Below are 16,246 nucleotides of genomic sequence, written 5' to 3'. Positions count from 1 at the left end.
CGGATCGGAGCGCGTTTTCAGTTTCTGTCCTGAAGCAAAGGCTTCAGTTTTCCTTGGCCCGACGCTTGATCGGTGCCCAGAGACGCTTGTTGGTCAGGTAGAGCAGCACCGCCAGCAGACCCAGAAGCAGCACGGCGGTAAAGCCCATCTTCTTGCGGGCCATCATCTGCGGCTCGGCGGTCCACATCAGGAAGGCGGCGACATCCTCGGCCATGCTTTCCGCGTCATTGGGCGAGCCGTCGTTGAATTCGACCAGACCGTCAAAAAGCGGCGGCGACATCGACAGCAACCCGCCGGGAAAGACGTCGTTGCCGTAGAGGTAGATGCCCGCGACCTCTTCGTCATTCCCGTTATAGCCGGTGAGCAGCGAGGTGATGTATTCCGGGCCGCCCATGCCGAAGAGGAACTGGTTGATTCCCAGGCCGTAGGGGCCGCTGAACCCGGCCCGTGCCTTGGCCATCAGCGACAGGTCCGGCGCGCCGGCACTGTCAATGACCGGGAAGTTGTCGTTCGGGGTGGCCGGGCGGTAGTCGCGCAGATCCTCGTCCCAGACCTCGATGAAGTTCTGTTCGATATAGGCGCGGACCTGGTCCTCGGAGATGCCGGGGCCGCCTTCGTCAGAAAGCGAGCGGATCGGCACGTAGCGCAGCCCGTGGCAGGCCGAGCAGACCTCGGTAAAGACCTGAAGCCCGCGTTGCAGCTGGTTCTGGTCATAGGCTCCGAACGGCCCCTCGAAGGAGAAGCTGTAATTGGTGACTTCACCTTCCACGACTGCGGCAAGTGCTGCCCCACCCGAAAGCGTCAGGGCGGTGAGTGTGGTCAGGGCAAGTTTCTTAAACATTGCGTGCATGTCCTTTTCTATCACTCGGCCGGGGAGGTGACGGTGTCGCCATCCGCGTCCGGCTTGCCGTAATGCGCATCGAAGTCCTCTTCGATGGTGGCGGGTGTCGGCAGCGGTTTCTCGAAGATGCCCAGAAGCGGCAGGATCACCAGGAAATAGGCGAACCAATAGGCCGAGCCGATCAGGGCGATGTAGGGATAGATCCCCTCGGCCGGCATTGCGCCCGCCCACATCAGCACCATGAAGTCGATCGCAAGCAGCCAGAACCACCATTTGAACATCGGGCGATAGCGGCCCGAGCGCACGCTGGAGGTATCCAGCCACGGCACCAGCGCCATCACGGCGATGGCCCCGAACATGGCGATGACGCCGAAGAACTTGGCATCGACGATACCGCCGGTCAGCCAGTTGGCCGCGATGACCACCCAGACCTCGGAATCGAAGGCGCGCAGGATTGCGTAGAAGGGCAGGTAATACCATTCCGGCACAATCTCCGCAGGTGTCGAGAGCGGGTTGGCCTCGATATAGTTGTCGGGGTGGCCAAGGTAGTTCGGCATGAAGCCCACAACCGCGAAGAAGGCCACCAGCACGACGGCCAGCGCGAAGAAATCCTTGATCACGAAGTAGGGCCAGAACGGCAGTGTGTCGGCATCGGCCTCCTTGCGGGAGGAGCGGCGCACTTCAACACCCGTGGGGTTGTTGTTGCCGGTGGTGTGGAAGGCCCAGATATGCACCACGACCAGTCCGGCAATGACGAAGGGCAAGAGGTAGTGCAGCGACAGGAAGCGGTTGAGCGTGGCGTTGCCCACCGACGGCCCGCCAAGCAGCCAGGTCTGGATCGCCTCGCCGACGAAGGGGATCGCGCCAAAGAGGCCGGTGATCACGGTGGCGCCCCAGAACGACATCTGACCCCAGGGCAGAACGTAGCCCAGGAAGCCGGTCGCCATCATGAGCAGGTAGATCAGCATGCCGATGATCCACGTCACCTCACGCGGGGCCTTGTAGGAGCCGTAGTAGAGGCCGCGGAAGATGTGCAGGTAGACCGCGATGAAGAACAGCGACGCGCCATTCATGTGGATATAGCGAATGGCCCACCCGCTGTTCACGTTGCGCATGATGTGTTCGATCGAGGCGAAGGCCAGATCGACATGCGGGGTGTAGTGCATCACCAGGATGACACCGGTGACGATCTGCAAGACCAGGCAGAAGGCCAGCACGATGCCCCAGATCCACATCCAGTTGAGGTTCTTCGGCGTGGGGATGAACAGCGTGTCATAGAGAAGGCCGATGACCGGCAAGCGGCGTTCAAGCCACTTTGCGCCATTGGACTTCGGTTCGTAATGGTCGTGGGGAATGCCCGACATGTTCTGCTCCCTTAGCCCAGAAGAATGGTGCTGGCGTCGATGAATGCCGCATTGGGAACGTGCAGGTTCTCGGGTGCGGGTCCCTGGCGGATGCGGCCCGCCGTGTCGTAATGCGATCCGTGACAGGGACAGAACCAGCCATCGAAATTGCCCGCCTCTCCCAGGGGGACGCAGCCCAGATGGGTGCAGACGCCCCACATCACCAGCCATTCGCCGGCATCCTCGCCCTCGAAGGGGGCGAGCGTGCGGTTCGAGTCCGAGGCGTCGGCCCCGGTGGCGGCATTGACGTTGCGCGATTCGGTATCGGGAAGGTCCGACAGGTCCACGGCGCGCGCTACGGTGATTTCTTCCTCGGTGCGGCGACGGATGAAGATAGGCTTGCCCAGGAAGAGGACAGTCAATTGCGTCCCCGGCGACAGGTCACCGACATCGACGCGCAGCGTCGAGGCGGCCTGCACATCGGCGGACGGGTTCATCTGATTGACCAGCGGCCAGACGGCAGCACCGGTGGCGACCACACCCACGCCACCAGTGGCGTAGTAAAGAAAGTCGCGGCGGGTGCTGGGATGATCTTCTGCGTTTGACACCGAAAGCGTCTCCCTCAACATCGGGCCCGGGATTGGTGGGCCGAAAAACCTAGCGAGGCCGCGATAAACGCAGCCGATCTAGGGCCTTTTATAAGCTGCGACACGCCCGCGTCCAGCGGACAAACGCGCACAGACCGCCCGAATTCCGCCCGAATTGTCGCAGTAGGGGGCGAAACGCACGCCTGAGGGTTGAAACCACGGGGCGCAATCCCGGCGCACGCGAGCCGCGCGGGGGAATCAGCGCAGGCGCATCTCCATCTTGCGGTGCGCGATGCCCGCGTCGTCGAACTCTGGCCCATGGGCGGCGAACCCGAGCGCCTCGTAGAAGCCGATCGCGTGGGTCTGCGCCTCCAGCGTGACGCGGGCGCTGCCCATCTGCCGGGCAAGGTCCAGCGCGTGGGCCATGATGCGATGCCCCAAGCCGGTGCCGCGATGCGACGCGATCACCGCCACCCGCTGCACCTTGACCGTGTCGCCAAGCGGGCGCAGGCGGGCGGTGCCCACGGGCTGTCCGTCCTGCAGCGCAAGGATGTGGTGGCAGTCATCCTCCAGCCCGTCCCATTCCTCGGCTTCGCTGACGCCCTGTTCGCCCATGAAGACGGCGCGGCGCAGGGCAAAGCACATCTCGCGCTCGGCCCGGGTCGTCGCGGTGCGGATGATCATGCCTTTGGCGCGGTGGCCTGCATCGCGGGGCGCTGCGCGAATCCGGCCTCCCATCCGGCCAGAGCGTCCCGGCCCGCGCGCCACGCCTTGTCCGGGTGGCGGAAATCCAGATAGCCAAGCGCGCAGCCCATGGCGATATGGCCCATGTCCATCGGTCCGGCCAGGTGGCTCATCCAGCGGGCCTCGACCGCATCCAGCGCGCGGGCGATCTTGTCCCACTGCGCGTCCATCCAGGGCTGATACCAGTTTTCCTCGGGGCGCAGGCGTTTCTCGTAGACCGAGATCACGGCGGCCTCCATGATGCCATGCGCGGTGGCCTCCAGCGTCAGCGTCTCCCAGATGCTGGCATCGGGGTAGAACGCGGCATTTGCACGGGCGTTCAGGTAGCGGGCGATGACCCGGCTGTCATAGATCGCGGGGCCATCGTCGCGCAGCAGGGCGGGGACCTTGCCCACCGGGTTGGCGGCGGCGAGGGTGGTGTCGGTCGCCATCGGCGTGGTGGTGACGAAGATCTCCTCCACGTCCGCCTGGCCGGTTTCCTGAAGCAACACGCGGATGATGCGCACGAAGGGCGACGCGCTGGATGAGAGAAGGGTGATCATGGCAGGGGCTCGATTTCGGATGGTTTGGGGCTGTGGCGGCAATCTCCACCTGTAGCGCCCCTGGATACAAGCCCGAAGTTGCATCGCGGACCCCTCGGCCCGTGATCGGGCTCAATAGAAACAGGGAGTGTCGCATTGGGCATGCCCCCCATCATGAGAAGTTCCCGCCATGCCTGAGACGAGCATACGGGACTGCGCCCCTTCCCGGATGTCAGCCGATCCGGCGCAGTTTCAGCCGGGTCCAGGCGGTCGCGTCGATGGCAACACCCCGGCCATTGCCCAAGCGGTAGGCCCTGCGCCAGCGCCAGGTCGAATTGACCTGTCCGTCATCGGTGCGCATGGTCAGCCCCTCGGGCGTTTCATCCATCAGATCCTCGACCCGCTGGTCCAGCCGACCATGCGAGGTGGCGCGCGCGATGGCGTATCCGGCCAGCGCGATGGAGCCGTATTTCAGGGCGAGACCGGCAATGGGCATGATGGGAACGGGCATGGGGCACCTCCTGCTTTCCTTGCCATCAAAGGTAGGCACGGGCAGGCCACATGTCTAATGCTTCACCCCGGCCCCCCGCATCAGGGCGGCCAAAAGGGCGGTTTCTTGCCCAATCGGGCTTGAGGCAAGGTGATCGGCAGCCGCGTCGCGCACCGCGCCCTCCTTGTTCTGGCCAAGTTTCCAGGTTCCGTCGATCTGGCTGACGTCGAAGCGGAAAGGCCGGATCATCCGCATCATTCGGTCGAGTGCGTCGGGGGTCATCTTGTCGGCGGTCCAGGGCTGTTTCGGCAAGAGCTGCGCTTCGAAATGGGCGCTGAGCCGGTCGAGCGCGCCGCGCAACTGCGCTGCCTCCAACGGCACGAGGGTGCCCCGCAGATGCACCGCGACATAGTTCCAGGTCGGCACCTGGTCGGGCGCGCCATACCAGTCGGGCGAGATATAGCCATCGGGGCCCGTGACGGCGATGACGGCAGGGGTGGGGGCGTTGACTGCGCGTGAGATGGGATTGGAGCGGACGAGGTGAAGCTCTGCCACCGCGCCCGCTTCGTCCAGCACGAAGGGCACGTGAGAGACCAGCGGCGCGGGATCGGCGTTGAGGATCAGCGTGCCGAAGCCGCGCTCGCGCGCGAAGCCGATATTGCGGGCGCGCGGCTCGGCTCGGAATGTGGGGTTGGGGTGCATCGGGCGCGCTCCTTCAACGTCAGAAGGCTTGCCTAGCGCGGCAAGCTCTGCAAAAGCTAGTCCCGTTCTCAGGGCGGGGTGCAATTCCCCACCGGCGGTATATCGGGTCAACCGATGAGCCCGCGAGCGCCCTTGCACCGCGCAAGGGGTCAGCAGACCCGGTGAGAGGCCGGGGCCGACGGTGACAGTCCGGATGAAAGAGAACGTGCGCAGCCTGCCCCTTGTTCGGCGCGGTGTCTGCGTCCGTGATCGCCTTGGGTGGATTTGTGTCGAACCTGAAGGAGATCACCATGACACCCACCCGATATGCGTTCGTGAAAGCCAATTGGCATGCCGGGATCGTCGATCAGGCGCTGGCAGGCTTCACCGAGCTTATCCCCGCCGACCATGTCGACGTGTTCGACGTGCCCGGCGCCTTTGAAATGCCCCTTCTGGCGCGCGACCTGGCCATGACGGGGCGCTACGCGGCCATTGCCTGCGCCGCGCTGGTCGTCGATGGCGGCATCTACCGGCACGAATTCGTGGCGCAGGCCGTGGTCGATGGGCTGATGCGGGCCGGGATGGATAGCGGCGTGCCGGTGCTGTCGGTCTCGCTGACGCCGCACCAGTTCCAGGAGACGGCGCATCATGTCGGCATCTACAAGGCGCATTTCATCCAGAAGGGGCGAGAGGCGGCAGGGGCCGCGCTGATGATCGGCAGGACACGGGCGGCGCTGGCGGCCTGATGGGGGTGGCGCGGTCAAACCCTGCCCCGCGGCCCATATCCGAACCGGTGAACCTGGCGGCGCGATCAGAGCCTCCGGCGGGGATATTTTCGGAACAAAGATGCCAGGAGCGGTGCCCGGCGTGTCGGATCACGCGCTGAGTTGCGTGGTTGAGTGGCCCGTGATGCGGGCGGTGACGATCTGGCCCTCGGGCTGGTCGGAGGCGAAAGTCACCTCGGTGAATTGCTCGGTCCGGCCCATGCGCGGGTTCTCCAGCAGCACCTTGTGGGTGCGCCCGACCTGCTCGGCCAGATGCGCCCGCACACGCGCAGCCCCCGCCGCCCTGAGCCGCGCGGCACGATCCTTGATCAGGTTGCCATTCACCTGGTTGGGGATCTTCGCCGCCGGCGTGCCTGGACGCCTGGAATAGGGGAAGACATGCAGCCAGGTCAGGCCGCATTCCTCGACCAGCTTCAGGGAATTGCGGAACATTTCCTCCGTTTCGGTCGGAAAGCCAGCGATGATATCGGCCCCGAAGGTCATGTCCGGGCGCAGGCGGCGCGCCTCCTCGGCAAAGCGGATGGCATCGTCGCGCAGATGGCGGCGCTTCATCCGTTTCAGGATCATGTCGTCGCCATGTTGCAGGCTGAGATGCAGATGCGGCATCAGGCGCGGCTCACGCGCGATGGCCTGCATGAGGTTCTCGTCCACCTCGATGGAATCGATGGAGCTGATCCTGAGGCGCGGCAGGTCGGGCACCAGTTTCAGGATGCGCATCACCAGATCGCCAAGGCGCGGAAGGCCGGGCAGGTCCGCCCCCCAGGAGGTCAGGTCCACCCCCGTCAGCACCACCTCGTTATAGCCGCGATCCACCAGCCGCTTGATCTGATCGACCACGACACCGGCAGGCACGGACCGCGAATTGCCCCGGCCATAGGGGATGATGCAAAACGTGCAGCGATGGTCGCAGCCGTTCTGCACCTGCACATAGGCGCGGCTGCGGGTGCCGAAACCGTCGATCAGGTGGCCCGCGGTCTCGGTCACGCTCATGATGTCATCGACCATGACCTTTTCGGTCTGGCCGATGAAATCGCCGGCAAGGCCCGCCCAGGTCGCAGGCTGCATCTTCTCGGTGTTACCGATCACCAGATCGACCTCCGCCATGTCGCGGAAGGTTTCGGGTTCGGTCTGCGCGGCGCACCCTGTGACGATCACGCGGGCCTCGGGGTGGTCGCGGCGCAGGCGCCGTATCTCCTGCCGGGCCTTGCGCACGGCCTCGGCGGTGACGGCGCAGGTGTTCACGATGACGGCATTGTCGATGCCCGCCTCACCGGCAAGCTCCCTCATCGCCTCTGTCTCATAGGCGTTGAGGCGGCAGCCGAGCGTGTGGAAGACGGGCGCGGTCATTCTGCCAGCCCGTTCAGGAAGTCGGGCGTCAGCACGCCGTCGAAGACATGCGCCGTCGGCCCGGTCATCCAGACCCCATCCTCGCGCCAGTCGATGAAGATGCGCCCGCCATCGAGGTCCACCGTCACCTTGCGCCCCGTCAGTCCGCGCCGCGCGGCGGCCACGGCGGTCGCGCAGGACGACGAGCCCGAGGCCAGCGTCACCCCCACACCGCGTTCCCAGACCCGCATCCGTAGATGATCGGGGCCGACGAGATGCGCGAACTGCACATTGGTGCGTTCGGGGAATAGCGGGTGATGCTCCATCTCGGCACCGCGCGCCGCAAGGTCGATTGCTTCGGCGTTATCGACGAAGAACGTGCAATGCGGATTGCCCATGCCGGTGGCGACCGGCGCCCCCTCGATGGGCAGGGTCAACGTGTCCATCTCGCGGGCAAGCGGAACCTCGCGCCAGTCCAGCTGCGGCACCCCCATATTGACCGAGGTCAGTCCGCCCCCTGCATCCACCGCCTGCAAGATGCCGCGCTCGGTGCGCAGGGTCAGGTCGGCGGCCCCGGTCCGGTCCATCTCATACCGCGCGATACAGCGCGTGGCATTGCCGCACGCCCCGGCGGTCGAGCCATCGGCATTGTAGAAGGTCAGGTCCAGATCGGCCCCATTGCCCGTCTCAATCACCGCCAACTGGTCGAAGCCCACACCCCGATGCCGGTCGGCCAGCGCCCGTGCCAACGCAGCCGAAACGCCCGCGCCGGTTGCCCGCGCGTCGATGACGACGAAGTCATTGCCGGCCCCGTGCATCTTCATGAAGGGCAGGCCGGTCTGGTGCGTGCCTTGAGCCATGCGCGGCATATACGCCGCCCTCGCCCGATTTGAAATCCCGCACGTGCCGATTTTCGCTTGACGCCCTGCGGAGGGGTTTATAGAGAAGCCGCCTGTGACGGGCAGCCCACCGGGCCACCCTTTGCATCAGAGTGGGCCGTTAGCTCAGTTGGTAGAGCAACTGACTTTTAATCAGTGGGTCGCAGGTTCGAATCCTGCACGGCTCACCACTGTTTTCAAAGACTTGAGAGACGTTTCGCCAACGTCTGGGTTCCGTCCAGGCTCATTGCCGGGATAGGGTCGCGGGCCGATGTCGTCATGGCTGCTCGTGCGTCGTCGGCAACTTGGAAAGTCCGGCTTCCGGACATGGCGGGCGAACAGCCCGAAATAGAACAGAATTCAGACGTTGAGGAATTCCAGACTTGTCTGGGGCTTTGTCTTGGATAGGCTTCGGACAGTGTGTATTTTTTGCCAGGGTGGAACACTCCAGGTTGAACGGTTTTGGTCCAGTGCAAATCGGACAGGTCTTGGCCCCGCCATGCTGCTCTCCTGTCGCAAGATCAGGCGATAAGTCATGCAACCGCCCCTTGGTCGCCTCTCTTTCCCGGGTACTTGCCGTAATCGCCTTGTCCTTGGGCTCTCCCGCATTTGGGCAGGGCGCAGGTGTGGAAGCCGCCAGCGCGTTTGTGCTTCCCAGAGACGTTGTGGAACGACGTGACGCCAACCCCTTTCGGTTTGCGGGTGAGGTTGTGATCCCCTCGGCCCGTAGCTGGCCGCGGTATGAAGAAGCGCTGGAGAGGCATCCAACCACCGAATCCTGTCTTACCGAAGATGCGCGTGGTGGCGGCTCGCTGAATCTTCTGGCTTATGACTGGATGGGTATCGATGGGCGCTACGCACACGACGTCTGCCTGTTTCGTGTTTGGACGGCTCTTGGGTCGCCCGACGTGATTGCGTCCTGGATGTCTGAATTTAACTTCACTGTTCGGGAGGGTGAATACCCGCCGGAAAGTGCTGGCGTGGACCGGTTTGGAAGGATCATTTCCGGGTACTGGAGTTGGGAGGAAACGACCGCTCGGTCGTCGCTTGGGGGGCGAGGGATTCAAAGGCTCTTGGACAATGTTTTCTTTGAGCCGACCATTGTTCTGACAGCGACGTTCCAGCCCGGCGGAGGTTTGGACTACGCCGCGGTGTCCTATATTCGGGAGTGATATAGATGTCTCAGCTGGTCCTGGCTGGTAGTCAAGATCACGAGGGACCATCTCGGTGTGTTGGCGGCAGATCGGCCCGGTATCGAGCGGCTCAAGCCAGAAGACCAGGAGACGTCCAGCATTCCCCATGAAAGCGGCAAAGTCCGCCGCTTCGTTCTGGCCCAGCCCCTTTTGGGCCATTGTACCGGCCCTTCTTCTGCCAATGTATCCTCCGATTTCGTCGGCGGTGTTTGAAGCCGTCTCTCATATAACTCAATTCGAAGGGTCTGACCTCCTGTGCGAGGCGCGCATGACAAGCGGGCATTCGATACGCTCGTCAATGGGCTCGTCACCCTCCGACAAGAGCCGTTCGACGCACCATTGGCCCATTTCCCTATGGGGAAGCAGGACGGTTGAGAGGGGTGGCGCGAGGTGCTGCGCGATTTCCTGATCGTCGTAGCCCATGACCGCGATCGTCTGCCCGACGATCTCGCCGATCTCCTTCAGGGCCTCATAGCAGCCGACCGCTGCCAGATCGTTTGCACAGAAGATCGCATCGGGACGCGCATCCGCCGACATGAGTTTCAGGGTCGCCTCACGCCCGCCGCTCGGCATGAAGTTCCCGGCGACGATCAGCGATGGGTCGACGGGGATGCGCGCCGCCCGCAAGGCGCGTTCATATCCCTCCAGACGCTGGTCGGAGGCCTCCATCCACGTCTCGCCGGAGATGAAGGCGATGCGCCTGTGGCCTTCCTCGATCAAGGCAGCGGTAGCCACCTCGCCTCCGCGGCGCTCGGCCGGAACGATGGAGGAAAATCGTCCAAGGGAATCGTAACAGTTCAGAAGCACGGCGCGATGGCGGGCCAGCGCATCGGGCGGATGCGCTTCACGCGTCAGGATCGAGCCGTAGATCACACCGTAAGCGTTGTCCTGTGCCCATTTCTTGAGGATCTCGGATTCGTATTGCGGGTCGCCGCCTGTCATGACGACCTCGACCATGATGTTGTTCTTCCAGGCCTCTTCCTGAACGCCCTCGATGGAGATGGCGGCAAAGGGGCTTGTCGCGATCTCGTCGATCATCAGGCCGATGATGCCGGGGCCGACGGTCTTGGGAGGGCGGCCCGCCCCGCGTGGACGGTAGCCGAGATGGTTGACCGCCTCCATCACGCGTTTGCGTGTATCGCGGCTGATCCGCATATCCTCGAGCCCGTTCAGAACGAATGACACCGTGGATTGCGAGACACCGGCCAGCGTTGCCACATCTTTCATCGTGACACGTGATTTCTTGTTGCTTTCCATGCGGTCCCGAAACTTGTTGCGTTCTGCTAATAAATATTGCTAATAATTATAGCACAAGTAGAATCGGCATCTGATCAGGGAGGTGAAGATGCGCGACCGCTCCAGATCACGTATGTCTCAGACACAGGCCGCAGCGATCCTGCTGGCCCCGTTCCTGATCACCTATACCCTGTTCCTCATCTACCCGTTCTTTCGGGGGGTCTGGATCAGCCTGCATGACTGGAACCTGCTGGCCGTCGCCTTCAACCCGGATGCGACGGAGTTCGTCGGCTTCCGCAATTACGAGCGCGTCATGTGGGGCCGGAACATCGAATGGGGCCTTTTCGCCGCGCCGTTCTGGCAGATCACCGGCCTGATCGGCCTTGCGCTTTCCGTCATCCTTCGCCGGGTGGACCGTCTGAGCCGCTTCAACGCCATCGCCCTCGGGCTGGCGTCGCTGCTCCTGGTTTTCCTCCCCGGTTTTCATCCCGGCGAAGGAGGCCGCTGGTATGACCGGCGGTTCTGGCCGACGGTCGGCAATACGCTGGTTTTTGTCGGGCTGGCCGTGCCTGGGGTCACGATCTCGGCCCTGGTTCTGGCCGCCGCGATGAACCGGGAAACGCGGGCCATGGGCGCTCTGCGAACCCTGTTCTTTCTCAGTCAGGTTCTCTCGGTCACGGTGGTCACCTTGATCTGGCAGATCATGTTTTCCCCGCGTCAGGGCCTGATTGCGAACATCACGGAGACCTTTGGCGGCACCCCGATCAACTGGCTGACAGATCAGCAATTCGCCATGGCGGCCATTGTCATCGCGACGATCTGGTGGTCGCTCGGCATCGCCATGATCCTGTTTCTGGCCGGGCTGCAGGACATCTCGCAGGACATCTACGAGGCGGCGGCCCTTGATAATGCGCGCGGTGTCAGGGCCTTCTGGTATGTCACCCTGCCGAACCTCAAGCGCACCATTACCCTGGTGGTGATCCTCCAGATCATCCTGCATTTCCAGGTCTTCGGCCAATCGCATCTGATGACGCAGGGCGGTCCGAACGACACCACGCAGGTGCTGGTCCGCTACATCTACCAGACCGGGTTCCGTGACAGCGAGTTGGGACGGGCCAGCGCGATGGCGGTCTTTCTCTTCGTCATCATGGGTACGTTCTCGGTGATCCAGTTCATTGTCGGCCGGGAGAAGTCGTGATGAACCGCAGCTATTACTGGCTTGTCCTCGGCCTTTCGATTCCCGCCTTCCTCTGGCTCGTCCCGACCATCTGGATGGTATCGCTGTCGTTTCAGCCGAACGAGGTTCTGGCGCGCTCGACCTCGACCACGGCCTTCGGCCTGATCCCGCTGCCGTTCACGGCGGATAATTACGCCGCGCTCTTTGCCTTCGGTCAGACGCCCTGGTGGTTCCTCAATTCGCTGATTGTGGCGCTCGGCATGACCTTTGGCGTGCTGGCCGTCTCGACGACCGCCGGATATGTTCTGGCGCGGATGGAGTTTCCGTTCAAGCGCACGATCACGGTAATCTGTCTGATCGGCTTGATGGTACCCGAGCAGGCCGTCTTCATCCCGCTCTACACGATGTTTGCCGACCTGGGCTGGCACAACAGCTATCGGGCGCTGATCCTGCCGCGCATGGCGGTGCCGATCGGCGTCTTCCTGATGTTGCAGTTCTTCCGGGCGATCCCCAAGGACATCGAGGAGGCGGCGCGTCTGGACGGTGTCGGCTGGCTCAAGATCTTCTGGTACGTGATGCTGCCGCTCGCGCGCCCCGCGATGATGACGCTGGCGATCCTGACGTTTCTCTATGCCTGGAACGATTACCTCTGGCCGCTCGTCTCGGCGCAGCAGCAGGAATACTTCACCATCACCCTGGGCCTTGCGTCCATTCAATCGAACTTCGCGCAATCGGAAGGGTTGGGCCGTGTCATGGCCTCGGGCGTCATCGCCTCGCTTCCGGTCGTCATTCTGTTCCTGATCTTCCAGCGCTACGTGGTCCAAGCCATGACCGTCGGCGGATCGAAGGGCTAACACCAAACTTAGGGAGGACTAACATGAAACACGTGCTATTCACCGCGATTGCGGCGGCGACAATGGCCACCGGCGCGTCCGCGCAGGAAATATCCCTCGCGCGCTTCTTCGGAGCCTGCGAAGACGCCGGAACCGACACCACCGTCACCACCGGCGAGGCCTGCATCATCCAGTCGATCATCAATGCCGCCGATGCCGAGCTGGACGGTATCACGATCACCACATTGCCGACCGACTGGGGCAATTACTACGACCAGCTCAAGGCGGCCTATGCCGGTGGCACCCCGCCCGATATCCACGTCATGCATCGCCATCGGGTGCCGGAATTCGCGGGGCTCGGCGCGCTGCGCGAGATCTCGGGCGACCTGGAGGCCGCGGGCATCGACCCCGCAGACTGGTCCCCCGCCGCACTGGACGCGGTCAGCTATGAGGGCGGCATCTACGGTGTCCCGATGGATGTCCATGCCAATCTCTGGCACGTCAACATGGAGATCATGGAGGCCGCCGGCCTTGTCGAAGACGGCCGGCCGATCCTGCCGACCTCGCCCGAGGAGCTGCTGGAACACGCGCAGATGGTCCGAGAGGCGACCGGGCAAGACTATCTCGCCGCCGATTTTGCCCAGTTCCCGCTTGGCGTCCGGCTGGTGCTGGCGCTGATCTGGCAGCAGGGCTCGAACGTGTTCGACGAGGACGGCACCGCCACCATCGACACCGAGGAGGCGCGCAACGCAATCGCCGCGGTCACGCAACTGTTCGATGCCGGTCTGGCGAACCCGCAGCTCAACTATGCCGACAGCCAGCAGGCTTTCCTCAACGGCGAGGCGGCCATTCTGGTCAACGGCACCTGGGTCGTCGATCTCTACACGGCCGAGGCGGAACAGGAGGGAACCGGCCTGAACAGCTATTACGTTGCCGATTTCCCGACCATCTTCGAGACCGGCGCAACCTGGGCCGACAGCCACATATGGGCCATTCCCGCCTCGCTGGAGGGCGAGGAGTACCAGGCCGCCTTGCGGGTTCTCGCCTTCATCAACGATCACAATATCGACTGGGCCCGTACCGGCCACATAGCCATTCGCGAGTCGGTGATCACCAGTGACGCCTATGCGTCCCTGCCGCATCGGTCCGAATATGCCGGCACCGCCGAGCTGGCACAGGACATGCCGTCATCCGACCGTTACGGCGCGATCCAGGACGTCCTGAACCGCGAGCTGCAAGCGATCTGGCTGACCGGCAAGCCGGTGGCAGACGCCCTGGCCGATGCCGAGATCGACGTGCAGGACCTTCTGGACCGCTAACCCGCCTTGCCGCCCTGCCGACTTCCGGTGGGGCGGCCTTCTTCACGCGCATATCGGGTGTCATGACATGGATCGCTGGACGGAAGCAGACGCAAGGGACTGGTGGCAGGCGCGGCCCTGGGTCTGCGGGTTCAATTTCCTGCCCTCCACCGCCGTCAACTTCATCGAGATGTGGCACCCCGATACCTTCGACCTTCCCACGATCGAGCGCGAACTGACCTGGGCGGCCGAGATCGGGTTCACCGCGGTGCGGTTCAACCTTCACTATCTCGGTTGGGTGCATGACCGCGATGGAACTATCGACCGGCTGGATCGGGTGATGGGCGTGGCGCATGGGCTTGGCCTCGACACGGTCCCGTGCCTCTTCGACGATTGCGGCTTCGGCGGCGATGAGCCGGTCTGGGGCCCGCAGCCCGATCCGGTGCGGGGCATCCATAACAGCCGCGCGGTTGCCTCGCCGGGGCGCGCGATCGTTCTTGATGCGCGCCAGCGGCCCCGGCTCGAAGCCTATCTGCGTGACATCATCCGAACCTTCCGAGACGATCGGCGCATCCTGTTCTGGGATCTCTACAACGAACCGGGCAACCGGATGAATTTCTCTGACACCGGCTATGCGCATTACGCGTCCGAGCTGGAGACCGGGGCCCTGTCCTTGATGGAAAGCTGCTTTGAATGGGCGCGGGCGGAAAGCCCGGTCCAGCCGCTCTCGGTTGCGGCCTGGACGACCCCCCTGCCGGGCGATGACAGCCACCCATACCAGACCGAGATCGACCGCAGCGCATTGCTGCATTCCGATATCATTACCTTTCATGCCTATTGGAGCCGCGGACGAGTGGCGCAGTTCATCGACTATCTGGAAGTCCTGGACCGTCCCATCCTGTGTACGGAATGGATGGCCCGCGCCGTCGACAGCCGGATCACCGATCAACTCCAACTGTTTCACGACCGCGGCGTCGGGTGCTTTCAATGGGGCCTTGTGAAGGGTCGCACGCAAACATGGCTGCCCTGGCCCGATGCGCTGGTGCGGGCGCATGGCGGAACGCCGGATCGGAGCATCTGGTTTCACGATCTGCTGCACGAGGATGGCAGCCCCTATGACCGGCATGAGGTCGACACAATCCGCAACCTGACCCGACCCGGTCATGCGGCGACAAGGAGGGCGACGAGATAATGTCAGGCGTAAGGATGGAGGAAGTGGTCAAACGCTACGGGGATGTTCAGGTCATCCACGGCATCGACCTCGAAATCGCGGATGGTGAGTTTTGCGTGTTCGTCGGCCCCTCGGGCTGTGGCAAATCCACCCTGTTGCGGATGGTCGCCGGACTTGAGGACACGACCGAAGGGGCGATGCATATCGGCGGCCGCGAGGTGACCCGGCTGGACCCGGCCGAGCGTGGCGTGGCCATGGTGTTCCAGACCTACGCGCTCTACCCGCATATGACGGTGCGGGAGAATATGACGTTCGGCCTGCGCATGAACGGCCACCCGAAATCCGAGATCGCCGAGAAGGTCGCCGAAGCCACCCGTATCCTGAAACTGGAAGACTACCTGGACCGCAAGCCCGCCGCACTGTCGGGTGGCCAACGGCAGCGGGTCTCGATCGGGCGCGCCATCGTGCGGGGGCCGGAGGTGTTTCTGTTCGACGAGCCATTGTCCAATCTCGACGCAGAACTGCGCGTCGAGATGCGGGTCGAGATCGCCCGCCTGCACAAGGATATCGGCGCAACGATGATCTACGTCACCCACGATCAGGTCGAGGCGATGACGCTTGCCGACAAGATCGTTGTCCTGCGGGCGGGCCGGATTGAACAGGTCGGTGCCCCTCTCGATCTCTACCGCGATCCTGACAACCGGTTCGTGGCGGGGTTCATCGGATCCCCGGCAATGAATTTCGTCACCGGCGTGGTGCAAGATGGCGCTGTCGACGTCCCCGCCCTCGGTGGCACGGTTTCACCGCAGGTCGAGCTTCCCGCAGAAGGCACCGAGGTGATCATCGGCCTGCGTCCGGAACACGCGAAGATCGACCCGAACGGGACCACCCTGACGGTCGAGATCACCGAGGCGCTCGGCGGGATCAGCTATGCCTATCTGACGTCGTCGGCCGGAGAAAAACTGATCATCGAGGAACGCGGCGAGATCTCCTCGGCACTTGGCGATACAGTGTCGCGCACCTTCGAGCCGCATCACCTGTATGTCTTTGACAAGGACAGTGAAACACGCATTCGTTGAAGGGACCAGATTGAAGTGGTCCCATCTTTTCGGACAGATCTGCAGCGTTTCCTGGGTGTATCG

Annotated in this window: 17 protein-coding genes, 1 tRNA gene and 1 riboswitch; of the genes, 8 read left to right on the top strand and 10 right to left on the bottom strand. The window is 63.4% G+C overall.

Annotated elements, in window-relative coordinates; all coding sequences use genetic code 11:
- Positions 1-43: 43 nt before the first annotated feature.
- The 7 genes from HNS34_RS03845 to HNS34_RS03815 all read right to left on the bottom strand — a co-directional run bounded on the left by HNS34_RS03845 (position 44) and on the right by HNS34_RS03815 (position 5,228).
- Entirely contained in the window at positions 44-841 is a 798-nt protein-coding gene (locus HNS34_RS03845; protein WP_172318206.1) for a cytochrome c1, read from the bottom strand.
- A 20-nt stretch (positions 842-861) separates the two neighbouring features.
- The gene (locus HNS34_RS03840) at positions 862-2,205 is read right to left on the bottom strand and encodes a cytochrome b (protein WP_172318204.1); all 1,344 of its coding nucleotides are present in this window, start codon (positions 2,203-2,205) and stop codon (positions 862-864) included.
- 11 nt (positions 2,206-2,216) lie between these two features.
- Positions 2,217-2,792 carry a ubiquinol-cytochrome c reductase iron-sulfur subunit gene (gene petA / locus HNS34_RS03835; protein WP_172318202.1) on the bottom strand — a complete coding sequence of 192 codons (576 nt, stop codon included), beginning with the start codon at positions 2,790-2,792 and terminating at the stop codon, positions 2,217-2,219.
- Between the two features lie 237 nt (positions 2,793-3,029).
- Positions 3,030-3,455: a GNAT family N-acetyltransferase gene (locus tag HNS34_RS03830; protein ID WP_172318200.1), complete on the bottom strand. Its 426-nt coding sequence runs from the start codon at positions 3,453-3,455 to the stop codon at positions 3,030-3,032.
- Positions 3,452-4,054 (bottom strand): glutathione S-transferase family protein, encoded by a 603-nt coding sequence (locus HNS34_RS03825; RefSeq protein WP_172318881.1) that lies wholly within the window; start codon positions 4,052-4,054, stop codon positions 3,452-3,454. Before HNS34_RS03825 ends, HNS34_RS03830 begins: the two co-directional genes overlap by 4 nt.
- Positions 4,055-4,268: 214 nt before the next feature.
- The gene (locus tag HNS34_RS03820) at positions 4,269-4,547 is read right to left on the bottom strand and encodes a hypothetical protein (RefSeq protein WP_172318198.1); all 279 of its coding nucleotides are present in this window, start codon (positions 4,545-4,547) and stop codon (positions 4,269-4,271) included.
- Between the two features lie 54 nt (positions 4,548-4,601).
- Entirely contained in the window at positions 4,602-5,228 is a 627-nt protein-coding gene (locus HNS34_RS03815) for an FMN-binding negative transcriptional regulator (RefSeq protein ID WP_172318196.1), read from the bottom strand.
- 60 nt (positions 5,229-5,288) lie between these two features.
- A riboswitch (FMN riboswitch) is annotated at positions 5,289-5,437 on the top strand.
- 81 nt (positions 5,438-5,518) lie between these two features.
- On the opposite strand from HNS34_RS03815, the gene HNS34_RS03810 reads away from it, so the two are divergent.
- Positions 5,519-5,953 carry a 6,7-dimethyl-8-ribityllumazine synthase gene (locus tag HNS34_RS03810; RefSeq protein ID WP_172318194.1) on the top strand — a complete coding sequence of 145 codons (435 nt, stop codon included), beginning with the start codon at positions 5,519-5,521 and terminating at the stop codon, positions 5,951-5,953.
- Positions 5,954-6,082: 129 nt separating this feature from the next.
- On the opposite strand, the gene mtaB is transcribed toward HNS34_RS03810, so the two are convergent.
- Both mtaB and dapF read right to left on the bottom strand, forming a co-directional pair.
- The gene (mtaB, locus tag HNS34_RS03805; protein ID WP_172318192.1) at positions 6,083-7,339 is read right to left on the bottom strand and encodes a tRNA (N(6)-L-threonylcarbamoyladenosine(37)-C(2))-methylthiotransferase MtaB; all 1,257 of its coding nucleotides are present in this window, start codon (positions 7,337-7,339) and stop codon (positions 6,083-6,085) included.
- Positions 7,336-8,187 carry a diaminopimelate epimerase gene (gene dapF, locus HNS34_RS03800; RefSeq protein ID WP_407925849.1) on the bottom strand — a complete coding sequence of 284 codons (852 nt, stop codon included), beginning with the start codon at positions 8,185-8,187 and terminating at the stop codon, positions 7,336-7,338. Before dapF ends, mtaB begins: the two co-directional genes overlap by 4 nt.
- Positions 8,188-8,311: 124 nt before the next feature.
- Between dapF and HNS34_RS03795 the strand changes: the two genes are divergently transcribed.
- Together HNS34_RS03795 and HNS34_RS03790 are read left to right on the top strand one after the other, a co-directional pair.
- A tRNA-Lys gene (locus HNS34_RS03795) sits at positions 8,312-8,387 on the top strand.
- Between the two features lie 435 nt (positions 8,388-8,822).
- Positions 8,823-9,368 carry a hypothetical protein gene (locus HNS34_RS03790; RefSeq protein WP_172318188.1) on the top strand — a complete coding sequence of 182 codons (546 nt, stop codon included), beginning with the start codon at positions 8,823-8,825 and terminating at the stop codon, positions 9,366-9,368.
- Positions 9,369-9,620: 252 nt separating this feature from the next.
- On the opposite strand, the gene HNS34_RS03785 is transcribed toward HNS34_RS03790, so the two are convergent.
- The gene (locus HNS34_RS03785) at positions 9,621-10,616 is read right to left on the bottom strand and encodes a LacI family DNA-binding transcriptional regulator (protein WP_172318186.1); all 996 of its coding nucleotides are present in this window, start codon (positions 10,614-10,616) and stop codon (positions 9,621-9,623) included.
- Between the two features lie 142 nt (positions 10,617-10,758).
- Between HNS34_RS03785 and HNS34_RS03780 the strand changes: the two genes are divergently transcribed.
- The 5 genes from HNS34_RS03780 (at position 10,759) to HNS34_RS03760 (ending at position 16,183) form a co-directional block, all read left to right on the top strand.
- A complete protein-coding gene (locus HNS34_RS03780) occupies positions 10,759-11,823 on the top strand; it encodes a carbohydrate ABC transporter permease (protein ID WP_214647413.1) in 1,065 nt (354 codons plus the stop codon).
- Positions 11,823-12,656, top strand: a complete 834-nt coding sequence (locus HNS34_RS03775) for a carbohydrate ABC transporter permease (protein WP_172318184.1) — start codon at positions 11,823-11,825, stop codon at positions 12,654-12,656. The genes HNS34_RS03780 and HNS34_RS03775 overlap by 1 nt, the downstream gene beginning before the upstream one ends.
- 23 nt (positions 12,657-12,679) lie before the next feature.
- The gene (locus HNS34_RS03770; RefSeq protein WP_172318182.1) at positions 12,680-13,954 is read left to right on the top strand and encodes an extracellular solute-binding protein; all 1,275 of its coding nucleotides are present in this window, start codon (positions 12,680-12,682) and stop codon (positions 13,952-13,954) included.
- Between the two features lie 67 nt (positions 13,955-14,021).
- On the top strand, positions 14,022-15,125 hold the full coding sequence (locus tag HNS34_RS03765; RefSeq protein WP_172318180.1) for a glycoside hydrolase 5 family protein: 1,104 nt from the start codon (positions 14,022-14,024) through the stop codon (positions 15,123-15,125).
- The gene (locus HNS34_RS03760) at positions 15,125-16,183 is read left to right on the top strand and encodes an ABC transporter ATP-binding protein (protein ID WP_172318178.1); all 1,059 of its coding nucleotides are present in this window, start codon (positions 15,125-15,127) and stop codon (positions 16,181-16,183) included. The genes HNS34_RS03765 and HNS34_RS03760 overlap by 1 nt, the downstream gene beginning before the upstream one ends.
- Positions 16,184-16,246 lie beyond the last annotated feature (63 nt).

It is taken from the genome of Alterinioella nitratireducens (assembly GCF_013155465.1).
Classification (GTDB): Bacteria; Pseudomonadota; Alphaproteobacteria; order Rhodobacterales; family Rhodobacteraceae; genus Alterinioella; species Alterinioella nitratireducens.
The sequence above is the reverse complement of the archived record's forward strand: the minus strand, read 5'-3'. Positions and strand labels throughout refer to the sequence as shown.